This is a genomic window from Microbacterium sp. NPDC090003 (assembly GCF_044748385.1).
GTDB lineage: Bacteria > Actinomycetota > Actinomycetes > Actinomycetales > Microbacteriaceae > Microbacterium.
Genome location: NZ_JBIVFW010000001.1, coordinates 2,088,114 through 2,113,073, shown reverse-complemented (window position 1 = coordinate 2,113,073; position 24,960 = coordinate 2,088,114). Strand labels below are relative to the sequence as shown.

18 protein-coding genes and 2 tRNA genes are annotated in these 24,960 nt (G+C 68.4%); 16 read left to right on the top strand and 4 right to left on the bottom strand.

The window, feature by feature from the left end:
* Positions 1-86: 86 nt before the first annotated feature.
* The 12 genes from recF to ACIPVN_RS10110 all read left to right on the top strand — a co-directional run bounded on the left by recF (position 87) and on the right by ACIPVN_RS10110 (position 11,776).
* Positions 87-1,265, top strand: a complete 1,179-nt coding sequence (gene recF / locus ACIPVN_RS10165; RefSeq protein ID WP_400442583.1) for a DNA replication/repair protein RecF — start codon at positions 87-89, stop codon at positions 1,263-1,265.
* Entirely contained in the window at positions 1,262-1,789 is a 528-nt protein-coding gene (locus ACIPVN_RS10160; RefSeq protein WP_400442581.1) for a DUF721 domain-containing protein, read from the top strand. Before recF ends, ACIPVN_RS10160 begins: the two co-directional genes overlap by 4 nt.
* Positions 1,790-1,907: 118 nt before the next feature.
* Entirely contained in the window at positions 1,908-3,992 is a 2,085-nt protein-coding gene (gene gyrB / locus ACIPVN_RS10155) for a DNA topoisomerase (ATP-hydrolyzing) subunit B (protein ID WP_400442579.1), read from the top strand.
* Positions 3,993-4,069: 77 nt separating this feature from the next.
* Entirely contained in the window at positions 4,070-6,628 is a 2,559-nt protein-coding gene (gene gyrA, locus ACIPVN_RS10150) for a DNA gyrase subunit A (protein WP_400442577.1), read from the top strand.
* Entirely contained in the window at positions 6,625-7,029 is a 405-nt protein-coding gene (locus ACIPVN_RS10145) for a DUF3566 domain-containing protein (protein ID WP_400442575.1), read from the top strand. Before gyrA ends, ACIPVN_RS10145 begins: the two co-directional genes overlap by 4 nt.
* 126 nt (positions 7,030-7,155) lie before the next feature.
* Positions 7,156-8,424 (top strand): histidine kinase, encoded by a 1,269-nt coding sequence (locus ACIPVN_RS10140; protein WP_400442574.1) that lies wholly within the window; start codon positions 7,156-7,158, stop codon positions 8,422-8,424.
* Positions 8,412-9,101, top strand: coding sequence for a LuxR C-terminal-related transcriptional regulator (locus tag ACIPVN_RS10135; RefSeq protein WP_400442572.1), 690 nt, complete (start codon positions 8,412-8,414; stop codon positions 9,099-9,101). The genes ACIPVN_RS10140 and ACIPVN_RS10135 overlap by 13 nt, the downstream gene beginning before the upstream one ends.
* Positions 9,098-10,048 (top strand): hypothetical protein, encoded by a 951-nt coding sequence (locus tag ACIPVN_RS10130; protein ID WP_400442570.1) that lies wholly within the window; start codon positions 9,098-9,100, stop codon positions 10,046-10,048. The genes ACIPVN_RS10135 and ACIPVN_RS10130 overlap by 4 nt, the downstream gene beginning before the upstream one ends.
* Before the next feature lie 85 nt (positions 10,049-10,133).
* A tRNA-Ile gene (locus tag ACIPVN_RS10125) sits at positions 10,134-10,207 on the top strand.
* 25 nt (positions 10,208-10,232) lie between these two features.
* Positions 10,233-10,305 (top strand) — tRNA-Ala (locus tag ACIPVN_RS10120).
* A gap of 97 nt (positions 10,306-10,402) precedes the next feature.
* A complete protein-coding gene (locus tag ACIPVN_RS10115; protein WP_400442568.1) occupies positions 10,403-11,140 on the top strand; it encodes an alpha/beta fold hydrolase in 738 nt (245 codons plus the stop codon).
* A 108-nt stretch (positions 11,141-11,248) separates the two neighbouring features.
* Positions 11,249-11,776 carry a hypothetical protein gene (locus ACIPVN_RS10110; protein ID WP_400442566.1) on the top strand — a complete coding sequence of 176 codons (528 nt, stop codon included), beginning with the start codon at positions 11,249-11,251 and terminating at the stop codon, positions 11,774-11,776.
* A 36-nt stretch (positions 11,777-11,812) separates the two neighbouring features.
* Here ACIPVN_RS10110 and ACIPVN_RS10105 read toward each other — a convergent pair whose 3' ends face one another.
* Positions 11,813-12,316 carry a DUF3253 domain-containing protein gene (locus tag ACIPVN_RS10105; RefSeq protein WP_400442564.1) on the bottom strand — a complete coding sequence of 168 codons (504 nt, stop codon included), beginning with the start codon at positions 12,314-12,316 and terminating at the stop codon, positions 11,813-11,815.
* A 158-nt stretch (positions 12,317-12,474) separates the two neighbouring features.
* Here ACIPVN_RS10105 and ACIPVN_RS10100 point away from each other — a divergent pair, with 158 nt between their 5' ends.
* Positions 12,475-12,753 carry a hypothetical protein gene (locus ACIPVN_RS10100; protein WP_400442562.1) on the top strand — a complete coding sequence of 93 codons (279 nt, stop codon included), beginning with the start codon at positions 12,475-12,477 and terminating at the stop codon, positions 12,751-12,753.
* Between the two features lie 179 nt (positions 12,754-12,932).
* Here ACIPVN_RS10100 and ACIPVN_RS10095 read toward each other — a convergent pair whose 3' ends face one another.
* Positions 12,933-13,757, bottom strand: coding sequence for a helix-turn-helix transcriptional regulator (locus tag ACIPVN_RS10095; RefSeq protein ID WP_400443352.1), 825 nt, complete (start codon positions 13,755-13,757; stop codon positions 12,933-12,935).
* An 82-nt stretch (positions 13,758-13,839) separates the two neighbouring features.
* Here ACIPVN_RS10095 and ilvD point away from each other — a divergent pair, with 82 nt between their 5' ends.
* On the top strand, positions 13,840-15,744 hold the full coding sequence (gene ilvD, locus ACIPVN_RS10090) for a dihydroxy-acid dehydratase (RefSeq protein ID WP_400442560.1): 1,905 nt from the start codon (positions 13,840-13,842) through the stop codon (positions 15,742-15,744).
* Positions 15,745-15,923: 179 nt separating this feature from the next.
* Here ilvD and ACIPVN_RS10085 read toward each other — a convergent pair whose 3' ends face one another.
* Positions 15,924-16,931, bottom strand: a complete 1,008-nt coding sequence (locus tag ACIPVN_RS10085) for a LacI family DNA-binding transcriptional regulator (protein ID WP_400442558.1) — start codon at positions 16,929-16,931, stop codon at positions 15,924-15,926.
* A gap of 191 nt (positions 16,932-17,122) precedes the next feature.
* On the opposite strand from ACIPVN_RS10085, the gene ACIPVN_RS10080 reads away from it, so the two are divergent.
* Together ACIPVN_RS10080 and ACIPVN_RS10075 are read left to right on the top strand one after the other, a co-directional pair.
* Positions 17,123-23,167, top strand: coding sequence for a GH92 family glycosyl hydrolase (locus tag ACIPVN_RS10080; RefSeq protein ID WP_400442557.1), 6,045 nt, complete (start codon positions 17,123-17,125; stop codon positions 23,165-23,167).
* Positions 23,168-23,319: 152 nt separating this feature from the next.
* Complete coding sequence (locus ACIPVN_RS10075; protein WP_400442555.1) at positions 23,320-23,769, top strand: NUDIX hydrolase; 450 nt, start codon at positions 23,320-23,322, stop codon at positions 23,767-23,769.
* A 75-nt stretch (positions 23,770-23,844) separates the two neighbouring features.
* Here ACIPVN_RS10075 and ACIPVN_RS10070 read toward each other — a convergent pair whose 3' ends face one another.
* On the bottom strand, positions 23,845-24,960 hold the full coding sequence (locus ACIPVN_RS10070; RefSeq protein WP_400442553.1) for a M24 family metallopeptidase: 1,116 nt from the start codon (positions 24,958-24,960) through the stop codon (positions 23,845-23,847).

The following is a 24,960-nucleotide window of genomic DNA, read 5'->3' as shown; positions in this document are numbered from 1 at the left end:
CGACCGGCGACTGCTCGATCAGATCGGGCAGTCGCCGGTCCGGCTCCGCCGGGGAAGATGTCGGACCCCGAAGGTAGGCTGAATCCGTGATCGTGGAGCATCTGAGTCTGGTGGATTTCCGCAATTACGCGACCGCCGAACTCGCTCTGCATCGCGGACCGAACGTCCTGGTCGGCCGCAACGGGCAGGGGAAGACGAATCTCGCCGAGGCCGTGGTCTTCCTCGCCACCCTGGGATCGCACCGGGTCTCGTCCGACGCCCCCATGGTGCGCGACGGACAGGAGTTCGCGATCATCCGCGCGCGGCTTTCGCACGGAGAGCGCAAGGTGCTCGCCGAGGTCCAGGTGAATCGGCAGGGCTCGAACAAGGCGCGCATCAACGGGTCCCCGTCGAAGACGAACGAGCTGCCGCGCTACGCGCACGTCGTGCTGTTCGCCCCGGAAGACCTTCAGATCGTGCGGGGCGACCCGTCGTCGCGACGACGTTTCGTCGACCAGTTGCTCATCCAGCGCACGCCACGTCTCGCCGCCGTGCTCGCGGACTACGACCGTGTGCTCAAGCAGCGCAACGCGCTGCTGAAGTCGGCCAGGGCGCGCGGCATCCGGGGTGAGGGCCTGAGCACTCTCGATGTGTGGGACGACAAGCTGGTCGCGCTCGGCTCCGAGATCATCGTCGCGCGTCAGCGCCTGGCGAACGATCTGCAGCAGCCGGTCGCCGATGCGTACGCCGCCATCGCGGGTGCCGACCATCGACCGCAGCTCGAGTGGGCGCTGTCGATCCGCGGTGGAGATCCCGAAGAAGACGAAGACGATGCCGACACGGCGTCCGAGGATGCGGTGACGCCTGCGGCCGTCGCCGAGCAGTTCCGTGCGTCACTCGCGTCGAAGCGCTCGAACGAGCTCGACCGGGGTCTGACGTTGACGGGTCCGCATCGAGACGATCTGGTGCTGCGTGTGCGCTCCCTCCCGGTGAAGGGCTACGCCTCGCACGGCGAATCCTGGTCCGTCGCACTCGCACTCCGGCTGGCGTCGGCCGAGCTGCTGCGCAGCGAGTCCCCCGCCGGCGACCCGGTGCTGATCCTCGACGACGTCTTCGCCGAGCTCGATTCCGACCGTCGTCAGCGGCTCGCCGCACTCACCGCGGGCTACGAGCAGGTGGTGGTGACCGCGGCCGTGGAGGAGGATATCCCTGAGGTTCTCCATGCGCACGTCGTGCGGATCACCGCGGGAACCATCAGCGACGAGCGGTCGGGGGGCGACGAATGAACGACATCGTGAACCCGGCATCCCCTCCGGCATCCGAGGCCCCCGCTCCCGAAGCGCCCGAGACGGTGGCGACCTACCTGCGCCTGCGGGGACTCAAGCCCAGTGCCAAGAACTGGCGCAAGAAGAAGCGCGTCTCGATCGACGACGAGAACGCCCCGTTCGCTCCCGGTCGCGACCCCGGTGCCCTCGGCGCCGTGCTCGACAAGCTCAGCCGCGACTCCGGGTGGCAGATCACCCTCGCTCGTGAAGACCTGGTGCGGCAGTGGGCGGACCTCGCCGGTTCCGACACAGCGAAGCACTCGGAACCGGTCTCGCTGGAGCGCGGGCTGCTGACGGTGAAGTGCGACTCCACCGCGTGGGCCAAGAACCTGCAGTACATGCGGGCGACCATCCTCACCGAGATCGGACGACGCTATCCGGATGCCGGTGTCGAGAACCTCCGCTTCATCGGACCGGACGTCCCCTCCTGGAAATGGGGTCCCAGAGTCGTTCCAGGGCGGGGCCCGCGCGATACCTACGGGTAGGGCACCATGCAAGGGGGTAGAACCTCTCAGAGGGCCACACGCGGCCGTTGAGCGATATTTCGAGAGAAAACCCGGCTAGACTGGGAGTTCGCAATATCGATGTGGAGAATGTCTTCTGATGACGCCTGAATCCCCCGCCGACGAGTCCGAATCGACCACCGGGGGAACCCCCGACCCTTCGACGGGTACGACCGGAGGAACATCGAACGCACCCGCGAGCGAACTCCCCGAGTACGGCGCCGACTCGATCCAGATCCTCGAGGGCCTCGAGGCCGTGCGCAAGCGCCCCGGTATGTACATCGGATCCACCGGTCCGCGCGGTCTGCACCACCTGGTCTACGAGATCGTCGACAACTCGGTCGACGAGGCGCTGGCCGGCTACGCCGACACGATCCTCGTGACCCTCCTCGCCGACGGCGGCGTGCGCGTGGTCGACAACGGCCGCGGCATCCCCGTCGATCCGCACTCCTCCGACCCGACCAAGTCGACCGTCGAGGTCGTGCTCACGATCCTGCATGCGGGTGGCAAGTTCGGCGGTGGCGCCTACGCCGTCTCGGGCGGTCTGCACGGCGTCGGCTCCTCGGTCGTGAACGCGCTGTCGACGCGCTTCGAGGTCGAGGTCAAGCAGAAGGGCTTCGTCTGGCGGCACAGTTTCGCCGACGGCGGCGCCCCGCAGCAGCAGCTCGAGAAGGGCGAGGCGACCGACGAGACCGGAACCGCGATCACCTTCTGGGCCGACGGCTCGATCTTCACCGAGACGACCGAGTACGACTACGACACCCTGCGCACGCGCTTCCAGCAGATGGCGTTCCTCAACAAGGGCCTCCGCATCGAGCTGAGCGACGAGCGTCCGTCCTCGACCTACGAGATCGAGGAGAACGGGCAGACGATCGAGAAGCAGCCCGGCGACGTCTTCTTCTACGAGCGCGGACTCGTCGATTACGTCGAGTACCTCAACAAGGTGCGTCACGCCGAGGTCGTCACCGACGAGATCATCGCGTTCGAGTCGGAAGACACCCAGCGCAAGATCTCTCTCGAGGTCGCGATGCAGTGGACCACCTCGTACACCGAGAACGTCTTCACCTACGCGAACACCATCAACACGCACGAGGGCGGAACGCACGAAGAGGGCTTCCGTGCCGCACTGACGACCCTGGTCAACAAGTACGCGCGCGCGAACAACCTCCTCAAGGAGAAGGACGACAACCTCTCGGGCGACGACGTGCGCGAGGGTCTCACCGCGGTCATCTCGATCAAGCTCGGCGAGCCGCAGTTCGAGGGTCAGACCAAGACGAAGCTCGGCAACACCGAGGCGAAGGCGTTCGTGCAGAAGGTCGTCGGCGATCAGCTCGGCGACTGGTTCGACCGCAACCCGAGCCAGGCGAAGAACGTCATCCGCAAGGCGATCGATGCAGCGACCGCCCGTATGGCCGCGCGCAAGGCGCGCGAGACCGCACGTCGCAAGAGCGTCTTCGAGTCGGCCGCGATGCCCGACAAGCTCAAGGACTGCACGAGCAAGGACCCGTCGATCAGCGAGATCTTCCTCGTCGAGGGCGACTCGGCAGGCGGTTCCGCGGTGCAGGGTCGCGACCCGCACACGCAGGCGATCCTGGCGCTGCGCGGCAAGATCCTCAACGTCGAGCGCGCGCGCCTCGACAAGGCCCTGGGCAACAAAGAGGTCCAGGCGATGATCCAGGCCTTCGGCACGGGCATCGGCGAGGATTTCGACATCGAGAAGGCCCGCTATCACAAGATCGTCCTGATGGCGGATGCCGACGTCGACGGCCAGCACATCACGACGCTGCTGCTGACGTTGCTGTTCCGCTACATGCGCGGCCTCATCGAGGCGGGCTTCGTCTACCTGGCAATGCCGCCGCTGTACCGCCTGAAGTGGTCGAACTCGCCGCACGAGTACGTGTTCAGCGACGAGGAGCGCGACGCGCTGCTCAAGTACGGCCTCGACAACGGCAAGCGCATCCCGAAGGATGCGGGCATCCAGCGCTACAAGGGTCTCGGCGAGATGAACGCCAAGGAGCTGTGGGAGACCACGATGGATCACTCCACCCGCACCCTCCGTCAGGTGACGATCGAGGATGCCGCGGCCGCCGACGAGATCTTCAGCGTGCTGATGGGCGAGGACGTCGAGTCGCGCCGTACCTTCATCCAGCGCAACGCCAAGGACGTCCGCTTCCTCGACATCTAGCGCCACCCTGGGTCCCTGAGCTTGTCGAAGGGTCCCGGATGCTTCGACAAGACTGAACGACCGGAATCGAAAACCACATGACTGACGAAGAACGCCCCGTCCCCGAGCACGACCACGGCCGGATCGACCAGGTCGACCTGCAGTCGGAGATGCAGCGCAGCTACCTCGACTACGCGATGGCCGTGATCGTCGGCCGCGCCCTGCCGGATGTGCGCGACGGACTCAAGCCCGTGCACCGCCGCGTGATCTACGGCATGTACGACGGTGGGTTCCGCCCCGACAAGTCGTTCTCGAAGTGCGCCCGTGTGGTCGGCGAGGTCATGGGTCAGTACCACCCGCACGGCGACTCGGCGATCTACGACGCCCTCGTCCGTCTCGTGCAGCCGTGGTCGCTGCGGTATCCGCTGGCTCTCGGCCAGGGCAACTTCGGATCGCCCGGCAACATGGGCGCCGCCGCCCCGCGATACACCGAGACCAAGATGGCCCCGCTCGCCCTCGAGATGGTGCGCGACATCGAGGAAGACACGGTCGACTTCACCGACAACTACGACGGTCAGACCCAGGAGCCGACGGTCCTCCCGGCCCGGTTCCCGAACCTGCTCGTCAACGGCTCCGTCGGTATCGCGGTCGGTATGGCGACCAACATCCCGCCGCACAACCTGCGCGAGGTGTCGGAGGCCGCACTCTGGGCACTCGACAACCCCGGCATCACCCGCGAAGAGCTGCTCGACGGCCTGATCCAGCGCGTTCCCGGCCCGGACTTCCCGACCGGCGCGCAGATCCTCGGCACCAAGGGCATCCACGAGGCGTACCGCACCGGCCGCGGATCGATCACGATGCGCGCCGTCGTCAACGTCGAGGAGATCCAGGGCCGCACCTGCCTGGTCATCACCGAGCTGCCGTACCAGGTGAACCCCGACAACGTCGCGGTCAAGATCGGCGACCTCGCCCGCGACGGCAAGATCACGGGCATCGCCGACATCCGTGACGAGTCCTCCGACCGTACGGGTCAGCGACTGGTCGTCGTGCTCAAGCGCGATGCCGTCGCCAAGGTCGTGCTCAACAACCTGTACAAGCACACGCAGCTGCAGGAGAACTTCGGCGCGAACATGCTCGCGATCGTCGACGGCGTGCCCCGCACGCTAGCGATCGACGGGTTCATCAGCCACTGGATCGCGCACCAGATCGAAGTGATCGTGCGCCGCACGCAGTTCCGCCTCAACGAGGCCGAGAAGCGGATGCACATCCTGCGCGGATACCTCAAGGCACTCGACGCCCTCGACGAGGTCATCGCGCTCATCCGTCGGTCGCAGACGACGCAGGAGGCGAACGAGGGACTCCAGAAGCTCCTCGACATCGACGAGATCCAGGCCGAGGCGATCCTGCAGATGCAGCTCCGCCGCCTCGCCGCGCTCGAGCGTCAGAAGATCATCGATCAGGCGAACGAACTCGAAGCGCTCATCACGGACTACAAGGCGATCCTCGCGGACGAGGGCCGCCAGCGCACGATCATCCGCGAAGAGCTCACCGGCATCGTCGACAAGTTCGGTGACGAGCGCCGCACGCACATCCTGCACGGCTACGACGGCGACGTCTCGATGGAAGACCTCATCGCCGAGGAGGAGATGGTCGTCACCGTCACGCGCGACGGCTACATCAAGCGCACGCGCAGCGACAACTACCGCTCCCAGCACCGCGGCGGCAAGGGAATCAAGGGCGCCCAGCTGCGAGCGGATGACATCGTCGAGCACTTCTTCGTCACGACGACGCACCACTGGCTGCTGTTCTTCACCGACAAGGGTCGCGTCTACCGCGCCAAGACCTACGAGGTGCCGGAGGCCGGGCGCGACGCGAAGGGCACGCACGTCGCGAACCTGCTGGCGATGCAGCCCGACGAGAGCATCGCCCAGATCCTCGACATCCGCGACTACGCGGTCGCCGAGTACCTGGTTCTCGCCACGCACAACGGCCTCGTCAAGAAGACCCGCCTCGAGGCATATGACACCAACCGTCAGGGCGGCGTCATCGCCATCCGTCTGAACGACGACGACGCGCTGGTCGGTGCCCTGCTCTCCGATGCCGAGGACGACATCCTCCTCATCAGCCGCAAGGGCATGTCGGTGCGCTTCCAGGCGAGCGACGAGGCGCTGCGTCCGATGGGTCGCGCGACCGCCGGCGTGAAGGGCATGAAGTTCCGCGAGGGCGACAGCCTGCTCTCGGCATCCCTCGCCGCCCCCGGCAAGTTCGTCTTCGTGGTCACCGACGGCGGGTACGCCAAGCGCACCGCCGTCGAGGAATACCGCGTCCAGGGACGTGGTGGATTCGGCATCAAGGTCGCCAAACTGCACGACGATCGGGGCACTCTCGCGGGCGGTCTGATCGTCTCCGCAGACGACGAGGTCCTTGTGGTTCTGTCCAGCGGCAAGGTGGTACGCTCTGCCGTGGCCGAGGTGCCCGCCAAGGGCCGAGACACCATGGGAGTGGTGTTCGCCCGGACGACGGAAGCCGACCGGATCCTCGCGATCGCCCGTAACGGCGAACGTGGCCTCTCCGACGAAGACGAAACGGATGAGGCGGATGCCGCAGCAGACGTCACCGAGACGACAGAGACCCCCGAGGAGAGCACGGACGCATGAGCACGGTAGCCGACAAGCTCGCGAAGAAATCCACCCGTAAGACCGGTGGCAAGCAGGTTCGCCTGCGCCTGGTCTATGTCGACTTCTGGTCGGCCGTGAAGCTCTCTTTCCTGGGAGCGGTGGCCCTCGCGGTCGTCACGATGGTGTCGTTCTTCTTGGTCTATCTCGTGCTGCAGGCGACGAATGTCATGGCCACCGCCGAGGACTTCATCGCGAGCCTCACCGACAACGCGTTCATCCTCACCGAGGTCGTGGGTCTTCCGCAGGTCATGGCCTTCGCGGCCGTCGTCGCGATCCTCAACCTCATCGTCTTCACGGTGCTCGGCGCCGTGATCGCGGGTATCTACAACCTCGCGGTGAAGGTCACCGGCGGCCTGCTCGTCGGCTTCATGTCGAACTGACTGATCTTCACGAAGGGCGGATGCTGCGGCATCCGCCCTTCGTCGTTCCCGGGGTAGGGAAAACCCGAACCCAGGTGTCCGGGTTCCTCGGTGTCGGCGCGATCTGCGCGCCCGTACCTTGGAATCATGACGACACAGACTGCGACCCCGCCGCAGGCGACGGCCGTGAAGCCGCCGCTGAGGATCCCGCTCACCATCCTGCATCTCGCGGGAGTGGGCGTCATCGGCGGCATCATCAACGCGACCCTCATCGGCCTCCTCGGAACCGGCCTCGGCCTGCTCTTCGCGTTCGGGATCGGCCTCGTCTTCCTCGTCGGCCTGGTCTACGCGCTCTTCGGCGTCGGTTGGTTCGAGGTCGCCCGTGTCGGTGCTCTCTACCGGGTGCCGATCTCGCCCCTCCGTCTGCGTCCGCGGGAACGGCCCGGCTTCGGCGGGTGGCTCCGTGCTCTCGGCCGCCAGACGATCGACGGACGCATGTGGCGGGCGCTGGCGAACTTCGCCATCGCGGTGATCCTCGGGTTCATCGTGCTGCGTCTCGCCGCCGCGTTCGCGTGGTCGGTCGTGACCTCGTTCGCTCCCCTCACCTCCGCGGAAGCGGTGGTCGGTCCGTTCGGCGGTGGCGCACTGCTCGTCTCCTGGGCCCCGCTCGTCGGGATCCTCGGGATCGCGGCCTCGGTCGCCGGCATGATCGGCCTCGCCCTCCTCCACCGCACGCTGTCGCTCGCGATCGTGGTGCGCAGCCGTGAGGCCGAGCTCACCGAGCAGGTGCGCACGACTACTGCGCAGCGCGAAGGCGCCGTGCGCGCCGCCGACGTCGAACGCACCCGCATCGAACGCGACCTGCACGACGGCGTTCAACCCCGACTCGTCTCGGTCGGCATGACGCTCGGCCTCGCCCAGCAGAAGATCGAGACCGATCCCGATGCGGCGAAAGAACTGATCGCCGAGGCGCACACCTCCACGAAGGCCGCCATCACCGAACTCCGCCAGCTCGCCCGCGGCATCCACGCCTCGGTGCTCGACGACCGGGGACTCGACGCGGCGCTGTCGGCGCTCGCCGGCCGCTCGCACATTCCCGTGGCACTCGATGTGCGCATGGATGGGCGCTGCAGTCGTGAGGCCGAGGCGGCCGTGTACTTCTCGATCGCCGAGTCGCTCACCAATGCCGCGAAGCACTCGCGGGCGAGTGAAGCCCGCGTCACGGTGCGGATCCGCGAGGGCAACACCCTCTGGGCCCGCGTCGAGGACAACGGCATGGGCGGCGCGCAGGTGCAGCCCGGCGGTGGCCTCGACGGAATCGCGAACCGCGTGCTCGCTGCGGGAGGGACCTTCCGCCTCGAGAGCCCGCAGGGCGGTCCCACCAGCCTGGAGGTGAACGTGCCATGCGCATCCTGATCTGCGAGGACTCGGTCCTGCTGCGCGAAGGTCTCGTGCGACTGCTCGAAGACGCCGGCCACGAGGTGGTCGCGGCGCTCCCCGACACCTCGGGGCTCACCGAGGCGGTCGCCACGACGGATCCGGAACTCTGCATCCTCGATGTGCGGCTGCCGCCGACGTTCACCGACGAGGGCATCCGTGCGGCGCTGGGCCTGCGGTCGACGCATCCGTCGCTCGCTCTCCTCGTGCTCTCGCAGTACGTCGAGGAGCGTTACGCCTCCGATCTGATCGCCGCGCAGGGCGGACCGCTGGGCTACCTGCTCAAGGACCGGGTCGCCGACGTCGCGGAGTTCCTGCAGTCGGTGCAGCGGATCGCCGAGGGTGCGACCGTGCTCGACCCGGAGGTCGTGGCGCAGCTGCTCACGCGCCGCAATCGCGACGATCGGATGCTGCGGCTCACCGAGCGCGAACGCACCGTGCTGGCGCTGATCGCGGAGGGCAAGTCGAACCAGGCGATCGCCGGGCTCCTCTTCGTCTCGGAGGCGAGCGTCGAGAAGCACATCACCTCCATCTTCCAGAAACTCGGGTTCGAGCAGGACGAGTCGGGAAACCGCCGTGTGCTCGCCGCCCTCGCCCACATCGAGAACACCGGCGGTCCCATCCCGCCGACCACGCAGAACGGAGCGGCGCGATGAGCACCGACCAGAACGACCACCAGGGCGGACACACGCCGCTCACTCCCCCGCCGGCATCCGTGCCGCCCCAGCCGACGGCATCCGTTCCGCCCACGACTGCCCCTCCTGCCCCGAGCGGGCCGACCGGTAACGGTGCCCGGTCGGGCGGGGTCACCGCGATCGCGATCGTCACCGCGGTGGTCGGCGGAATCGCTCTCGTCGGTACGGCGGGAACGGCGGCGATCGCGGCGACGAGCAGCATCGGCGTCGCGAGCAACGCGGGCGGAGACACCGTGCAGGGCATCGACGTCGACGGGATCGACTCCCTCACCGTCGACGCCGATGCCAGCAGCATGCGTGTGGAGTTCGGTGACGTCGATCAGGCGGAGCTCGCGATCTCGAACCGCCGTGGCCCGGACTGGACCATCGAGCGCGACGGCGACGAACTGGTCGTGCGAAGTCCCGATAATCGCTGGGACTGGTGGTTCGGTGACTGGGACGGTGAGGGTGAGGTCGCCGTGCTGACCCTGCCCGAGACCCTCCGATCCGATGCGATCGACGCCGACCTGACACTCGACGCCGGAAGCCTCGACGTCGTCGGGGACTTCGGTGCTCTCGACATCGACGTGAGCGCGGGGGCGCTCGACGTCGAGGGTTCGGCCACCGCGCTGGCGGTCGACATGAGCGCGGGCCGTGCTGACATCGTGCTCGCCGACGTCGACGACGCATCGCTGAGCGTCGCGGCCGGAGATCTCAACGTCGAGTTGACCGGAACCGCCCCGACGCGCACGACCGTCGGCGTCAGCGCCGGGTCGGTCGACCTCACCGTGCCGAACGTCGCGTACGACATCACCGAGAAGGTGGATGCCGGATCGCTCGATGCCCGGGTCGAGCAGTCGCCGAGTGCCCGACGCAGCATCGAGGTGTCGCTCTCGGCCGGTGGCGTGACCATCCGTCCGGGCCGCTGATCGCCAACGAGCGCGGGGACTCGCCCGGGTCCCCGCGCTCGATTGGGAGTTTCGGCGAATCTCCGGTAAAGTTTCGGAGGTTGACGGGCCCATAGCTCAGGTGGTTAGAGCGCTTCACTGATAATGAAGAGGTCCCAGGTTCAAGTCCTGGTGGGCCCACACATCAACTCAAGAAATCCCCCTCGGGGCCTTAGCTCAGTTGGTAGAGCGCCTGCTTTGCAAGCAGGATGTCAGGAGTTCGAATCTCCTAGGCTCCACACTGTGTTGAGACAGTTCGAGAAGGCCCCGCCTAGTGCGGGGCCTTCTCGTTTCCCGGGGCGCGCGGCAGCGGTCGTCTCTGAGATGCTGGGACGGATGTTCTCCGCTTCGTTCGGTCCCGCCGATGCCCCCGTCATTCTCCTGCTGCACGGCGGCGGCGTCGCGGGGTGGATGTGGGACCCCGTGCGCGATCGCCTCGCCACGGAGTACCGCGTGGTGATCGTCGATCTTCCCGGCCACGGGCGCTCCGTCGACGAGCCGTACGCGTCGCACGCCGAGACCGTCGGCGGGCTGGCACGCGTCCTCGCCGAGGAATCCCCCGTCCGCCCGGCCGTCGTCGTCGGGTTCTCGCTCGGAGCGCAGCTCGCGGTTCTGCTCGCCGCCGAGCATCCGAACCTCGTCGATCGCGCGGTCGTCGTGAGCGCACAGACCGTGCCTCTGCCGTTCACGGGCACCATGCTGGCGCTCGCCAGCGCCGCGGCCCCCCTCGCGCGTCGACCCTGGTTCGCACGACTGCAGGCGCGCGAGCTCTTCATTCCGCCGACGATGATGAGCAACTACCTCGCGACCAGCGCGGGGATCACGCGATCGACGCTCGTCGCGTCGCTCGGGGCGAACCTCTCGTTCCGCATTCCGGAGGGGTGGTCGCGGTTTCCCGGCGCCGCGATGGTGATGGTCGGATCGGAGGAACGGCGGGTCATGCACGACTCAGCGGATGATCTGCACGAGGCCCTGCCCGCGAGCATCACGGTCGTCGTCGATGGCTGCGGGCACGGCATCCCGCTGCAACGCCCGGAGTGGTTCGCCGAGACGGTCGCCGCCTTCCTGGCCTGATGTTGTGCACAGGTGTTAACAACCCTGTTAACAACTCCAGCCTCCGTATCCCCTGGACATCGGGCTGATTCCCGTCCCGTGCGGGCACGCAGCTCCTAGCGTGGGGGAATGGATATCGGACGCGGAGTGATCATCGGGGCGGTGCTGATCGTCGGGGCTGGGCTCGTCGGATGTACGGCGGGATCATCGGATGCCGAGACGCCCCGTCCGTCGGCGACCACGACGAGCACTCCGTCACCGACGCCCACCGAGGATGCCTCATCCGATGAGGCGCAGCTGCCGATCCCGGTCGATGAGATCCGTGCGTGGGCAGACACGGCAGTCCCGCCGTCGGAGAACGTGTCGGGCGCGGGATCGTTCTCCGGGTGGCTCAGCCAGCACACGTCGCCGAACCACCTCACGAACTTCACCTCGCTCGAAGCCGGTACCTTTCAGGGACAGATCGCCTGCCGGGGCGCGGGAACGCTCACGCTCTCGGCCGGCGAACTCGATGCCGAGGCAGCATCCGATCCCGTCCCGTGCACGAACGGGACGATCGCGTTCGAAGTGACGACGACGCAGACGGGCATGAGCATCCGGCTCGAGCTCGAGGGCGCCCCGACCCTCTACGCCGTCTCGCTGCAGCGCATCGCCTGAGCGCCTGAGGTGTCGCTGTAGGCTCGTGGCGCTGAGTCAGAGGGCGGGGCCGGCGACGATGCGCACGGGTCCGCGAGCCCGATCGATGCGCACAGGCTCGCCCTTCTGCGTCACGACGATCTCGCCGTGAGCCGCGAGGGCATGAGCGACGCGGCGCACGTCGTCCATGCGGTCGCGCCACGATTCGCCGCCGATGGTGCGGGCGACGTCGCTCGGGCAGATCGATGAGCCCGCACGCTTGCGGGTGAGCGCACGGATGGTGGAGGCGATGCGGCTGTCGAAGCCTGCCCCTGCGCTCTCCTCCCACCACGCATGACCGCGCTCGCCGAGAGCGACCTTCGCATCCTGCACCCGGGTCCGAGCATCGGTCTCGTTCGCCTTCACCGCGCGCCGGGCGTCCATGAGCTCGTCGACGAGTTCTTGACGGAAGGAGTCGGGGATCGACGGATCCGTCGCTCGCCACCGTCGCCCATCGATCACGAAGTGGTGACCGTCGGGCGTGCGCTCGGGTTCGGTGCGGTGCGCGGTGGAGGTGGCCATGCTGACACTCTGCGCGTGAGCCCGGCGTCCGAGAAGGGGGTTGACGAGGCGATGGACGTGAGAGGTCGAGACACGCCGCCCTCTGCCGTGCTGCGGGGGCGTGTTGTGACCTTTCACCGAGGAGAGGACGCCCAGACAACCCCGCTAACGTGGCGGCCATGACCGAGAACGACGACCTCACCGACGCGAGCACCTTCGACCTGGCCGAACTCTCGATCGGGTTCCTCGCTCCGCCCGCCGTCTTCGATGAACTGCATCGCCGCGTGCAGGAGATGCTCGAGACGGACTTCGAGAACGTGGTGTGGGAGATGCGCCTCAGCCAGAACCTCACCGACGACCCCGATCATCGCGAGAACTACGCTGGTCTCTACGAGCAGGTCGAGATCGAATCGACGCACGGGCTCCTGGGCAAGCGGATCGAGCCGGGCGACGGCTGAGGGGAATCTCGGGGCGGGGCCCTTCGACAAGCTCAGGGACCCAGTTGGCTCAGGACCCCGTTGGCTCAGGGACCCCGTTGGCTCGGGGACCCGTTGGCTCAGGGACCCGTTGGCTCAGGGATCAGTTGCGGCGTGCACTGGGTCGCTGAGCCTGTCGAAGCGTCCCCCACGCGAAATCCTCAGTCGCGGCGGCGGAAGAACCTCGCGCGGGCCGCGGCATCCGCCGGTGTGTAGACGACGAGCTGGATGTCGGTCTGGTCCGACGGGCGCAGCTGGTGATGCTCGAACACAAGCCTGCCGAGTGACGGATGCCGGAACACGCGCTCGCGCGACTCGAACCCGCGCACGTCGTGGCTCTCCCATCGCTCGCGGAAGTCGGGGCTCGCCTCCATCAGCCGCCCGACGAGGTCGCGATAGCGCGGGTCGCCGAGGCGCGGTCCCGCCTCGGCGCGGAACTCGGCGAGGAATCGGCGGCTGGTGTCGTCCCAGTCGTCGAGCAGGTCGCGCACGGCGGGGTCGGTGAAGATCAACCAGAGCAGGTTGCGCTGCTCGGGCGGAGTGGTGGCGACGTTCGGATAGAGGGCCTCGTAGGCGGCGTTCCACCCGGCGACGCCCCAGTCGGGCGCGAGGGCGTAGGCCGGGTGCTCCTCCAGCGCATCGAGGAAGCGCTGCACGTGGGCCGGTGCGGTCTCGACCGCCTCACCCGTGCCGGGCCGTGCGGGTGCGAACCCGGCGAGCCGCAGCGCATAGTCGTGCTCGGCTACGGTCAGGTGCAGCGCGGTGGCGACGGCATCGAGCACCTGGCGTGAGGGATTGATGTCGCGCCCCTGCTCGAGCCAGGTGTACCAGGTGACGCTGACGCCGGAGAGGTACGAGATCTCCTCGCGGCGCAGACCGATCGTGCGGCCGCGTCCGGCGGGCGGCAGGCCGTAGGCTCCGCGATCGAGCTGCTCGCGCCGCGCACGGAGGAACGCGCCCAGTTCTTTGCGCTGCTCCTCGTCCACGGCCACAGAACAAACCTAGTGCTCTCACTACTAGTGTCAGCGCCGTCTTCCGGCATCCGATCGCCACCGGGAAAGTGGAACCATGCCCACCCCTCTTCGTTCCCGTACCGTCACGCATGGCCGCAATGCCGCCGGAGCCCGCGCTCTCTTCCGCGCCGCCGGCGTCAACGCCGCCGACTTCGGCAAGCCGATGATCGCCGTGGCGAACAGCTTCACCGAGTTCGTGCCCGGCCACACGCACCTGCAGCCGGTCGGACGCATCGTCTCCGACGCGATCTCGGCGGCAGGCGGCATCCCCCGCGAGTTCAACACGATCGCCGTCGACGACGGCATCGCCATGGGGCACGGCGGCATGCTCTACTCGCTGCCCTCGCGCGACCTGATCGCCGACTCGGTCGAGTACATGGTCAACGCGCACCAGGCCGACGCGCTCGTGTGCATCTCGAACTGCGACAAGATCACCCCGGGCATGCTCATGGCCGCGCTGCGCCTGAACATCCCGACGGTGTTCGTGTCGGGCGGTCCGATGGAGGCCGGTCGCGCGACGCTCGTCGATGGCTCCGTGCGCACCCTCGACCTGGTCGACGCGATCTCAGAGGCCGCGAACGACACGGTGTCGGATGCCGACATCCAGCGCATCGAGGAGAACGCCTGCCCGACCTGCGGATCGTGCTCGGGCATGTTCACCGCCAACTCGATGAACTGCCTCGTCGAGGCGTTGGGACTCGCCCTGCCGGGCAACGGCTCGGTGCTCGCCACCCACACCGCCCGACGCGCTCTCTACGAGAAGGCCGGCGAGGTCGCCGTGCAGATCACCCGTCGCTTCTACGACGAGGACGACCGTTCGGTGCTGCCGCGCGAGGTCGCGAGCTTCGCCGCGTTCGAGAACGCGATGGCGCTCGACATCGCGATGGGCGGATCGACCAACACGATCCTGCACCTGCTCGCCGCGGCCCACGAGGCCGGGATCGACTTCGGCCTCGACGAGATCGATGCGATCTCGCGTCGCGTGCCCTGCCTCGCCAAGATCGCCCCGAACCCGGCCTACGGCCGCATGTACTACATGGAGGACGTGCACCGCGCCGGCGGCATCCCGGCCGTGCTCGGCGAGCTGCGCCGCGGCGGTCTGCTGAAGGAGAACGTGAGCACCATCCACTCGGAGTCGTTCGCGGCCTGGCTCGACGACTGGGACATCCGTGGCGGCAAGGCCACCGACGTCGCGAAGGACCTGTGGTTCGCGGCTCCCGGTGGCGTGCGCTCGTCGAGCGCGTTCTCGCAGTCGGAGCGCTGGGCGGCTCTCGACGAGGACGGCGAGAACGGATGCATCCGCGATGTCGACCACGCCTACTCGGTCGACGGTGGCCTGGCCGTGCTGCGGGGCAACCTCGCGGTCGACGGTGCCGTCGTGAAGACCGCCGGCGTCGACCCGTCGATCCTGGTCTTCTCGGGCCCGGCGGTGGTGTGCGAGTCGCAGGAGGAGGCGGTCGCCAAGATCCTCGGCAAGAAGATCCAGCCGGGCGACGTGGTCGTCATCCGCTACGAGGGCCCCAAGGGCGGCCCGGGCATGCAGGAGATGCTGCACCCGACGTCGTTCCTCAAGGGGCGAGGACTCGGCAAGGTGTGCGCCCTGGTCACGGACGGCCGTTTCTCGGGCGGCACCTCGGGTCTGTCGATCGGGCACGTCTCGCCCGAAGCGGCATCCGGCGGCGTCATCGCGCTGGTCGAGGACGGCGACATCATCTCGATCGACATCCCCACCCGGGGCATGACCCTCGAGGTGAGCGAGGCCGAGCTCGCCGAGCGGCGCGCGCGCCTGCTGGATGCCGGTGGGTACCGCCCCGTCGACCGTCAGCGCCCCGTCTCCCTGGCGCTGCGCGCGTACGCGGCGATGGCGACCTCGGCCGACCGCGGTGCGGTGCGCGACGTGGAGGCGGTCGAGAACGCCCTGCGCGAGCAGGAGGTCCGCCAGGCGTCGGCGCTGGTCTGACGCTCGCCTCTCGTGCACTGACGCTCGCCTCTCGTGCACTGACGCCTCGCCTCTCGTGCACTGACGCCTCGCCTCTCGTGCACTGATCGGTGGAGCCTCTCGTGCACTGATCGGTGGAGAAGGTCGCTTATGCGCCGCCATAACCGTCATTTCGCACCGATCGATGCAGGGGCGGCGGCTCAGGAGGCGGTCGAGCTCCGTTCGATCAAGCGCATCGGGACTACCACGTCCTCCGTCGGGCGGGTGCGGTCGCCGAGGCGTGCGAGCGCCAGGCGCGCAGCCGATCGCCCGAGTTCTTCGACGTCGCCGGTCACGACGCTGATGCCGAGCACCCGTGCCCACTCCGGGTCGTCGAAGCCGATGACGGCGGGCGGGGCGTCTGCCGTCGCGATCTCCTCCATGACGCCGAGCAGAACTCGGTTGTTGCCGGCCACGATGGCCGTCGGCGGTTCGTCGAGGGCGAGCAGTTCGCGCACGCACTCGCGCGACGATGCGACGTCGTGCGCATCGGTGCGCAGCAGTTCGCGCCAGGCGACCGGCGACCCGTCGAGCACGTCACCCATGCCGGCGAGACGGGCGCGGTACGTGGGCAGCCAGGCGTAGTCGCCGATGAACGCGATGCGGCGATGCCCCCGATCGATCAGGTGCTGGGCGACGAGACGCCCGCCCTCACGGTTGTCGAACACGACGGAGTCGGCGGCGAGGTTCTCGGCCGGGCGGTCGACGAACACGACCGGGATGCCGCGGGCCTGCAGCGTCGCGTAGTCGGCATGGTCGGTCATCGCGGAGACCGTGATGACCGCCTTGGTCTGCCGGTCGGCGAGGTCGTGCGCGACCCGCTTCTCCTGCTCGGCGGACTCGCGCGAGTTCGCCACCGACAGGTGCATCCCGCGCGGGCGGATCTCGTCTTCGACGGCCTGGGCGAGGGCCGAGTAGAACGGGTTGGTGAAGTCTCCGGTGATGAGTCCGAGTGAATCCGCGAGGCGACCGCTGGCGAGGAGGCTCGCGGCGGCGTTGCGCTGATAGTCGAGCTCGGCGGCCGCGGCGAGCACGCTCGTGAGCGTCTTCTCGCTGACGTACGACTCGCCTCCGAGCGCGCGCGATGCCGTCTTCAGGCTCACGCCGGCGCGTGCGGCGACCTGCGCGAGCGTGGGGCGGGGCGCGGCCCCGTCTTCGTGTGGTGTCATCTGTTCCTCTACCGCTTCGAGCGATCTGCTCATTATGACGGGTCATCCGATGGGGGATGCATCTTCCGCCCACGGCATCCGCTGTGTTAGTGTCTCGATCTATGACAGCGATGTCATAAGCGTCGCGCAGCCCGCCCCCCGGTATCTGCGACAGGCGAACGACACACCGCAGTGGAGTTTGAGGAGCAACCATGACTGTTCCCCGTAAGAGGAACGAACGACCCGCAGGTCGCATCTGGGCGGCCGCCGGCGCCGCCGTGACGGTGACCCTGGCCATGCTGACGCCGCTCCCCGCGGCGGCCGCAGCAGGAGGGACGTTCTCGTCGTCCTTCGAATCGACGGATGCCGTGCCCGCACTCGCGGGCACCGGTGAAGCCGTCAACATCACGGGAGACCGCTTCGCCCCCGGCAGCATGCTGCCCGCGATCGCTCCGAACGGTGTCACGGCCTCGGCACAGAACGCGCCGAACGAAGCCGCCGTGTTCGCCGCCGACGCCAACGCCTCGACCAAGTGGCTCGCCTTCGTCAACAAGGGGTGGCTGCAGTACCAGCTCACCGCCGCGCAGCCGCTGCAGAAGTACACGCTCACCTCCGGCGGCGACGCGCAGGAGCGCGACCCCAAGAACTTCCGCGTGCTCGGCTCGAACGACGGCACCGAGTGGACCCCGGTCGACGAGCGGACCGGCGAGATGTTCACGGCCCGCGGTCAGACCCGCACGTTCGAACTGGCCGAGCCGAGCGCGCCGTTCCTCTACTACCGCCTCGACATCACCGAGAACCGCACGCCCACCACGAACCTCATCCAGCTCGCCGACTTCGAGCCCATCGCCGTGAGCGATGGCGCCCCGACCGCGAGCGACCTGCGTGTCGTCGTCGGCAACGGTCCGACGGCATCCGACACCGCCAAGACCGGCGTCGGTTTCACCGGCACGAAGGCGCTGCAGTACTCCGGGCGTCATCTCGACGCCGGAGCCGCAGCGTCGACCACGACGCTCTACGAGAACGTCGACGTGACCGTCGACGGCGACAGCCAGCTGTCGTACCTCGTCTTCCCCGTGCTCGACGGCGAGCAGACGTACGCGGCGACCTTCGTGGCCGTCGACCTCGCCTTCGACGACGGCACCACCCTCGCCACGACGCCCGGCGTGACCGACTCGTACGGCTACCCCGCCACCGCCGCCGAGCAGGGTCGCTCGAACAGGCTCTGGCCCAACCAGTGGAACAAGGTCACCGTCGACCTCGGAGCCTTCGAGGGTCGCACCGTCGAAGACATCCGCTTCACCTACTCCCACCCGGGCGCGGATGTGAAGAACATCGAGGCGCCGACCGCGGCCACCGCGTTCACCGGCTGGCTCGACGACGTCGCGATCGACGCGGCGACCCCGCTCGATGACTCCGACGGGCTCGTGTCGTACGTCGACACCCGCCGCGGCACGAACTCGACCGGTGGTTTCTCGCGCGGCAACAACCTGCCCGCGACCGCGTGGCCCAACGGCTTCAACTTCATCACCCCGATGACGAACGCCGACAACACCGGAACGATCTACCAGTACCAGCGCGCGAACAACGCGCAGAACAAGCCCGGGCTCAACGGCATCGGCTTCTCGCACCAGCCGAGCATCTGGATGGGCGACCGCAACCAGCTCGCCGTGCTCCCCGCCGCGAACGCGAACCCGACCTCGAACCTGAACGACCGCAAGCTCACGTTCACGCACGAGAACGAGATCGCCCGGCCCGACATCTACGACGTCACCTTCGACAACGGCATCCGCACCGAGGTGACCGCCACCGACCACGGTGCGATCTACCGCTTCGAGTTCGCCGGCGACGCCAGCTCGATCCTCATCGATCAACTCGTGAACTCCTCGAAGCTCTCGATCTCGGGCGACACCGTCAGCGGCTGGGTCGACGGCGGCTCCGGCTGGCCCGGACGCACCCGCATGTTCGTCTACGGCACCTTCGATCGCGCACCCGCGACGGCCGGTCCGACGACCGTCGGAGACCGCAACGGCACCGCCCGCTTCGCCTCGTTCGACACGACCGGTGACCGCTCGGTTGAGCTGCGCATCTCGTCGTCGTTCATCTCGCAGGACCAGGCGAAGAAGAACCACGACTTCGAACTGAAGGACGTCTCGTTCGACCAGGCCCACACCGCGGTGAAGGATGCCTGGAACGAGCGTCTCGCCGTCATCGACGAGGTGCAGGGCGCGACCGACACCCAGCTCATCACGCTCTACTCGAGCCTGTACCGGCTCAACCTCTACCCGAACTCGCAGTTCGAGAACACCGGCACCGAGGCCGACCCGGTCTACAAGTACGCGAGCCCCGTGGCCGGTACGACCGGCTCGGCGAGCGACACCCAGACCAACGCCAAGATCGTCGACGGCAAGATCTACGTCAACAACGGCTTCTGGGACACGTACCGCACCGCCTGGCCGCTGTACTCGATGCTCTACCCCGACGTGACCGAGGAGCTCGTCGACGGCTTCGTGCAGCAGTACCGCGACAGCGGCTGGATCGCGCGCTGGTCGTCCCCCGGCTACGCCGATCTGATGACCGGCACCAGCTCCGACGTCGCTTTCGCCGAGGCGTACCTCGCGGGCGCCCTCTCGACCGACACGGCACTCGAGGCATACGACGCCGCGGTGAAGAACGCGACCGTGCTGCCGGCATCCAACGCCGTCGGCCGTAAGGGACTCGGACAGTCGATCTTCCTGGGCTACACCGAGGCCACCACCCACGAGAGTGCATCGTGGGGCCTCGAGGGCTACATCAACGACTTCGGCATCGCCGAGATGGCGAAGGCGCTCTCGGAGGACCCGAACACCCCGGCCGCCCGCGCCGCGCAGCTGAAGGAGGAGGCGACGTACTTCGAGGCGCGCGCCGAGCACTACGGCGAGATGTTCAACCCGGAGGCGGGCACGTTCACGTCGCGCAACGCCGACGGTTCCTGGACCTCGGGCGCCGACTTCGACAAGAAGGCATGGGGCGGTGCCTTCACCGAGGCGAGCGCCTGGACCTTCGGGTTCCACGCACCGCACGACGTCGACGGCCTGGCCGCGCTGTACGGCGGGCGCCAGGGTCTGGTCGACGTGATGCACGACTTCCTCACCGAGCGCGAGAAGGCCGACTACTCCGGCATCCACGAGGCGCGCGAGGCGCGTGATGTGCGACTGGGCATGCTCGGCATGTCGAACCAGATCGCTCACCACATCCCCTACGTGCTCGCAGAGGCCGGCGACCCCTCGGGCGCGCAGGAGCTGATCCGCGACATCCAGGACCGCCTCTTCATCGGCGATGACATCGGTCAGGGCTACCCGGGCGATGAGGACAACGGCGAGTTCTCGGCCTGGTACGTCTTCTCAGCGCTCGGCTTCTACCCGCTCGAGGTCGGCTCCGGCGATTACACGATCGGGACGCCGCTGTTCGACAGCGCGACGCTGAACATCGGCGGCAAGAAGCTCGTCATCAACGCCCCGGGCGCATCCGCAGGGAAGGACTACGTGGCGGGCGCCAGCATCAACGGCACCCCGATCACCGAGACCACCTTCGACGGAGACCTCGTCCGCGCGGGCGGAACGCTCGACTTCACGATGAGCGACACTCCCTCGGCGTGGGGTGCGAAGGACCTCGGTGAAGAGCTCGACGTGCCCACGACCCTGGTCGACGCGACGAAGGCCGGCCGAGGCGTGCTGAAGGCCACCGACGGAACCCCCGTCGGGTCGCTCGTCGACGACAACATGAGCTCCAACGTGGCGTTCACGGGTGACACCGCCGAACTGGTCTGGACCTCGCAGTCCGGTCCGGTCTCGATCGGCCAGTACACGCTCACGAGTGCGAAGAAGGCGAACGCGCCGTCGAGCTGGACGCTCGAGGGCTCGGTCGACGGCACCACCTGGACCGAGATCGACAGCCGCACGGCGCAGTCCTTCACCTGGGACACGCAGACGCGACCGTTCACGACCGCGAACCAGGACGGCTTCACGAGCGTGAAGCTGACGCTGAAGACGGATGCCACGACCCTCGCGCTCTCGGAGATCGAGCTGTTCGCCTCGGCATCCGCCGCCGACGGACTCGCCATCTCGGCGGGTGCACCGCAGCGGGTCGCCGTCGACACCGAGTTCTCCGGAACCCTCGCGACGATCGTCGGGACCGAGACGGATGCCTCCGGGTACACCGTCACGGTCGACTACGGCGACGGCACCGCGGTGACCGACGCGACGCTGACGCGCGACGATCTGGGCGGCTGGAAGGTGAGCGCTCCGCACACCTTCACCGCACCGGGCACCTACTCGGCAGCCGTCACGGTGCGGGACTCGGCCGGAGCGGTGGCGCAGACCACCGCGACCGTGACCGCGTTCCGCGACGAGACGCTGGTGGGCGCATTCAACAACGTCTGCATCGGTGATCTCAACGTCACGGCCGCGAACTGCGACTCGCAGGGTCACGGGTACTTCCGCGACAAGATCAACGCCGACGGCTTCGTGCAGGGTCAGACCCTGACGATCCCGAACACGACGCTGACCTACGACCTGCCAGCGATCCCGGCCGGACAGCCCGACAACATCACGGGCGAGGGTCAGACCGTCAAGGTGTCGCTCGGCACCGGCGCCACGCAGATCGCGTTCATCGGAACCGCAACCGAGAGCAACCGCGACTCGGTCGCCACGCTGCACTTCACCGACGGCACGACGCAGCAGGTGACGATCAGCCTCGGCGACTGGGTCGGGGCATCCGGCAACCCCTACAAGGGCAACACGGTGCTGACGATCTCGGAGGGGCGCCTCTCGGGCACCTCGCCGGAGTCGAGCGTCAAGAACACGGCCATCTACGCCACCGCCGGCATCCCGCTGGCGGTCGACGGAGACGGCGCGCCGAAGGTGGTCGAGTCGCTCACGATGCCGAAGGAGGCGGGTTCGCTCAACGACGGACGCGTGCACATCTTCGCTCTCGCCTCGGACGGCGACCGCGCGGCCGCCGCTCCCCTGAGCGTCACGGCCGGTGCGGTCGACGGTCAGATCACGGGCGAGGAGTTCGACGCGACGCTCGCGACGCTAACCGGCGGTCAGGGTGAGACGTCGGCGCTCGTCAACTGGGGCGACGGATCCCCCGTCACCGAGGCGACGATCACCGACGGCACGGTCACGGGCACGCACACCTACGCCACCGCCGGCACCTACACGGTGACGGTCACGGCCGACGACGGTGTGCGGTCGGCGGATGCACAGCTCGAGATCGGGGTCGTCGACCCGCAGCCCGAGTACGCCCCCGAGATCCAGGTGCCCGATGGCACGGTGGCACCGGGCGACCGGGTGACCGTCACGGGTTCGGGGTTCGCCGCCGAGGAGAACGTGTCGGTGCGGATCGACTCGGAGACCCCGGTGGTCGTGAAGTCCGATGTCAACGGTGCGATCAGCGCCGAGATCACGGTTCCGGTGGATGCCGTCGACGGCGCCCACCCGGTGGTGGCGCTCGGCGACGTCTCGAAGGTCGAGGCTCGCGGAGTGGTGCAGGTGGCTGTCGACCCGACCGCCCCGCGCAACACCTCGGTGTCGCTCACGGCGGGCTCGGACGATCCGGTCGCGGGTGAGTCGGTCCCGCTGATCGCGACGGTGAAGCCCGCGGGGGCCGCCGGCAAGGTCGACTTCTTCGAGGGCGATGAGATCGTCGGATCGGCCGAGGTCACCGGTGGCACGGCCACGGCCGACGTCACCATCGCGACCTCGGGTGCGCACACCTACGTCGCCCGGTTCGTGCCGTCCGACGACACGGCGTTCCGCGCCTCGGAGTCGCAGCCGCTCACGATCGACGTGCGAGACACCCCGGTGCTCGAGGCCGAGCTCGTGATCGGAGCGTCGACCGTGCAGCAGGGCGGCACGGTGCAGGTGACCGGTCGTGGGTTCGCGTCGGGTGAGACCGTCTCGCTGACGCTGTTCTCCGAGCCGATCCACCTCGCGGATGCCGTCGCCGACGAGTCCGGAGCGTTCCGTCTCGCGGTGACGATCCCGGTGGATGCCGAGGTCGGCGCGCACACGCTGGTCGCCGTCGGTGCCGACTCCGGCCTCACGGCGGAAGGGGCCCTCACGGTCACCGCGGCACCGGTCGGTGGCGGTGGTGGTGGTGACGGGCTCGCCGGAACCGGCGGAACCGTCCCGATCGCCGCGATCGCCGTGCTCCTGCTGCTGCTCGCCGCCGGTGGCGTGCTGGTGCTTCGCCGGCGCCGCGTGGAGTCGTAACCCCCGCTCCGCTCCCCACAGAAGCCGCCCTCCCCGTCCCCGGGGGAGGGCGGCTTCGCCTTTCCTGGCGTGAGGGGTCAAGACACGCCGCTCCGCAGCATCCGATTGCGGCGTGTCCTGACCCCTCACCGCGGCCGAGATACGCTCGCGGGATGGATGCCGTGCACGAGACCGTCGTCGTGGTGACGCCGGAGGCCCCGTGGCTTCCTCCGGGCGGCCGAGCCGAGGTCGTGCGACGAGAGATTCCCCCGAGCCCGATGTCGATGGTGCGGTTGCTCTTGCGCCGCGGAGACGAGGTGTTCTGCGTCCCCCGCTCGGAGACGGGAAAGCTCGATCTCCCCACCCGACGGACGGATGCCGGCGACCTCGACGGCGTGCGAACGATCGCTGCGCTCGACGCAGAGGTCGTCGGTGCCCCTGCCGAGACCCGGTTCCTCGGTGCCGTGCGCAACGTCGTCGAGCGTCCGGTGGACGACTACCCCTGGCCGACCCCGCTCGCCCACTTCGGCGTCTGGGCGTCATCGGTTGCCCCGATCGTCGACGGCACCTGGGTCGATCTTTCGACGCTGACCGAACGCCATTGGCACCCGCTCGTCGGTTGAGGTCCCGTGGCGGGGCCCTTCGACAGGCTCAGGGACCCAGCCCCTCAGCGGGGTGGTAGCGCGCGCAGCGCGACCTCAGACCGAGCGCAGGGCGTGCTCGGAGGTGTTGAGTCGCTCGCAGCCGTCGGCGGTGAGCACGACGATGTCCTCGATGCGCGCGCCCCACTCCCCTGCGAAGTAGATGCCCGGCTCGATGCTGAAGGCCATGCCCTCGCGCAGCACCAGATCGTTGCCGGGAGCGATGTAGGGCTCCTCGTGCACCGAGACGCCGATGCCGTGACCGGTACGGTGCAGGAAGGCCTCCCCCAGGCCGGCATCCGCGAGCACCTGCCGGGCGGCGGCGTCGACCTCGGATGCCGTGACGCCGGGCCGTGCGGCATCCACTGCCGCCTGCTGCGCGCGCACGAGCACGGCGATGCGCTCGGCCGCCTCCGGATCGGGCGTGCCGACCGCATAGGTGCGTGTGCTGTCGGAGTTGTAACCGCTGGGTACCGCTCCCCCGATGTCGACGACCACGATGTCGCCGTCTTCGATCACGCGGTCCGACACCTCGTGATGCGGGTCGGCGCCGTTCGGCCCCGACCCCACGATGACGAACTCGACGGTCTCGTGCCCCTCGGCGACGATGGCCTCGGCGATGTCGGCGGCGACCTCGCGCTCGGTGCGACCGGCGCGCAGCCACTCGGGCACGCGGCGGTGCACGGCGTCGATCGCGTCGCCCGCGCGACGCAGTTCGGCGGCCTCGGCGGAATCCTTGATCATGCGCCCCTCGCGCAGCACCGGAGTCGCGAGTTCCAGACCGGTGCTCAACCGCTCGCCGAGGGGGATCACGTGCAGGGCGGGCAGAGCATCCGACACCCCGACCCGGGTCGTCTTCCCGACTGCCGCCGCGACGAGGTCGTAGGGGTTCTCTCCGTCGACCCAGTCCGATACCGCGAGCCCGAGCGAGCCGACCGCTGTGCTGCGCACCTTCGCGAGCTCCATGCGCGGCACGACGACCGTGGCCTCGAGGCCGGGGCCGAGCACCAGGGCCGTCAGGCGCTCGATCGTGTCGCCCTCGACGCCCACCAGATACTTCAGGTCGGGGCCGGGGCCGACGACGACAGCGTCGAGTCCGGCCTCGGCGGCCAGCGCGGATGCGCGTTCCAGTCGAGCGGCGTACACGGAGGAGTCGAAAGGCAGAGTGCTCAC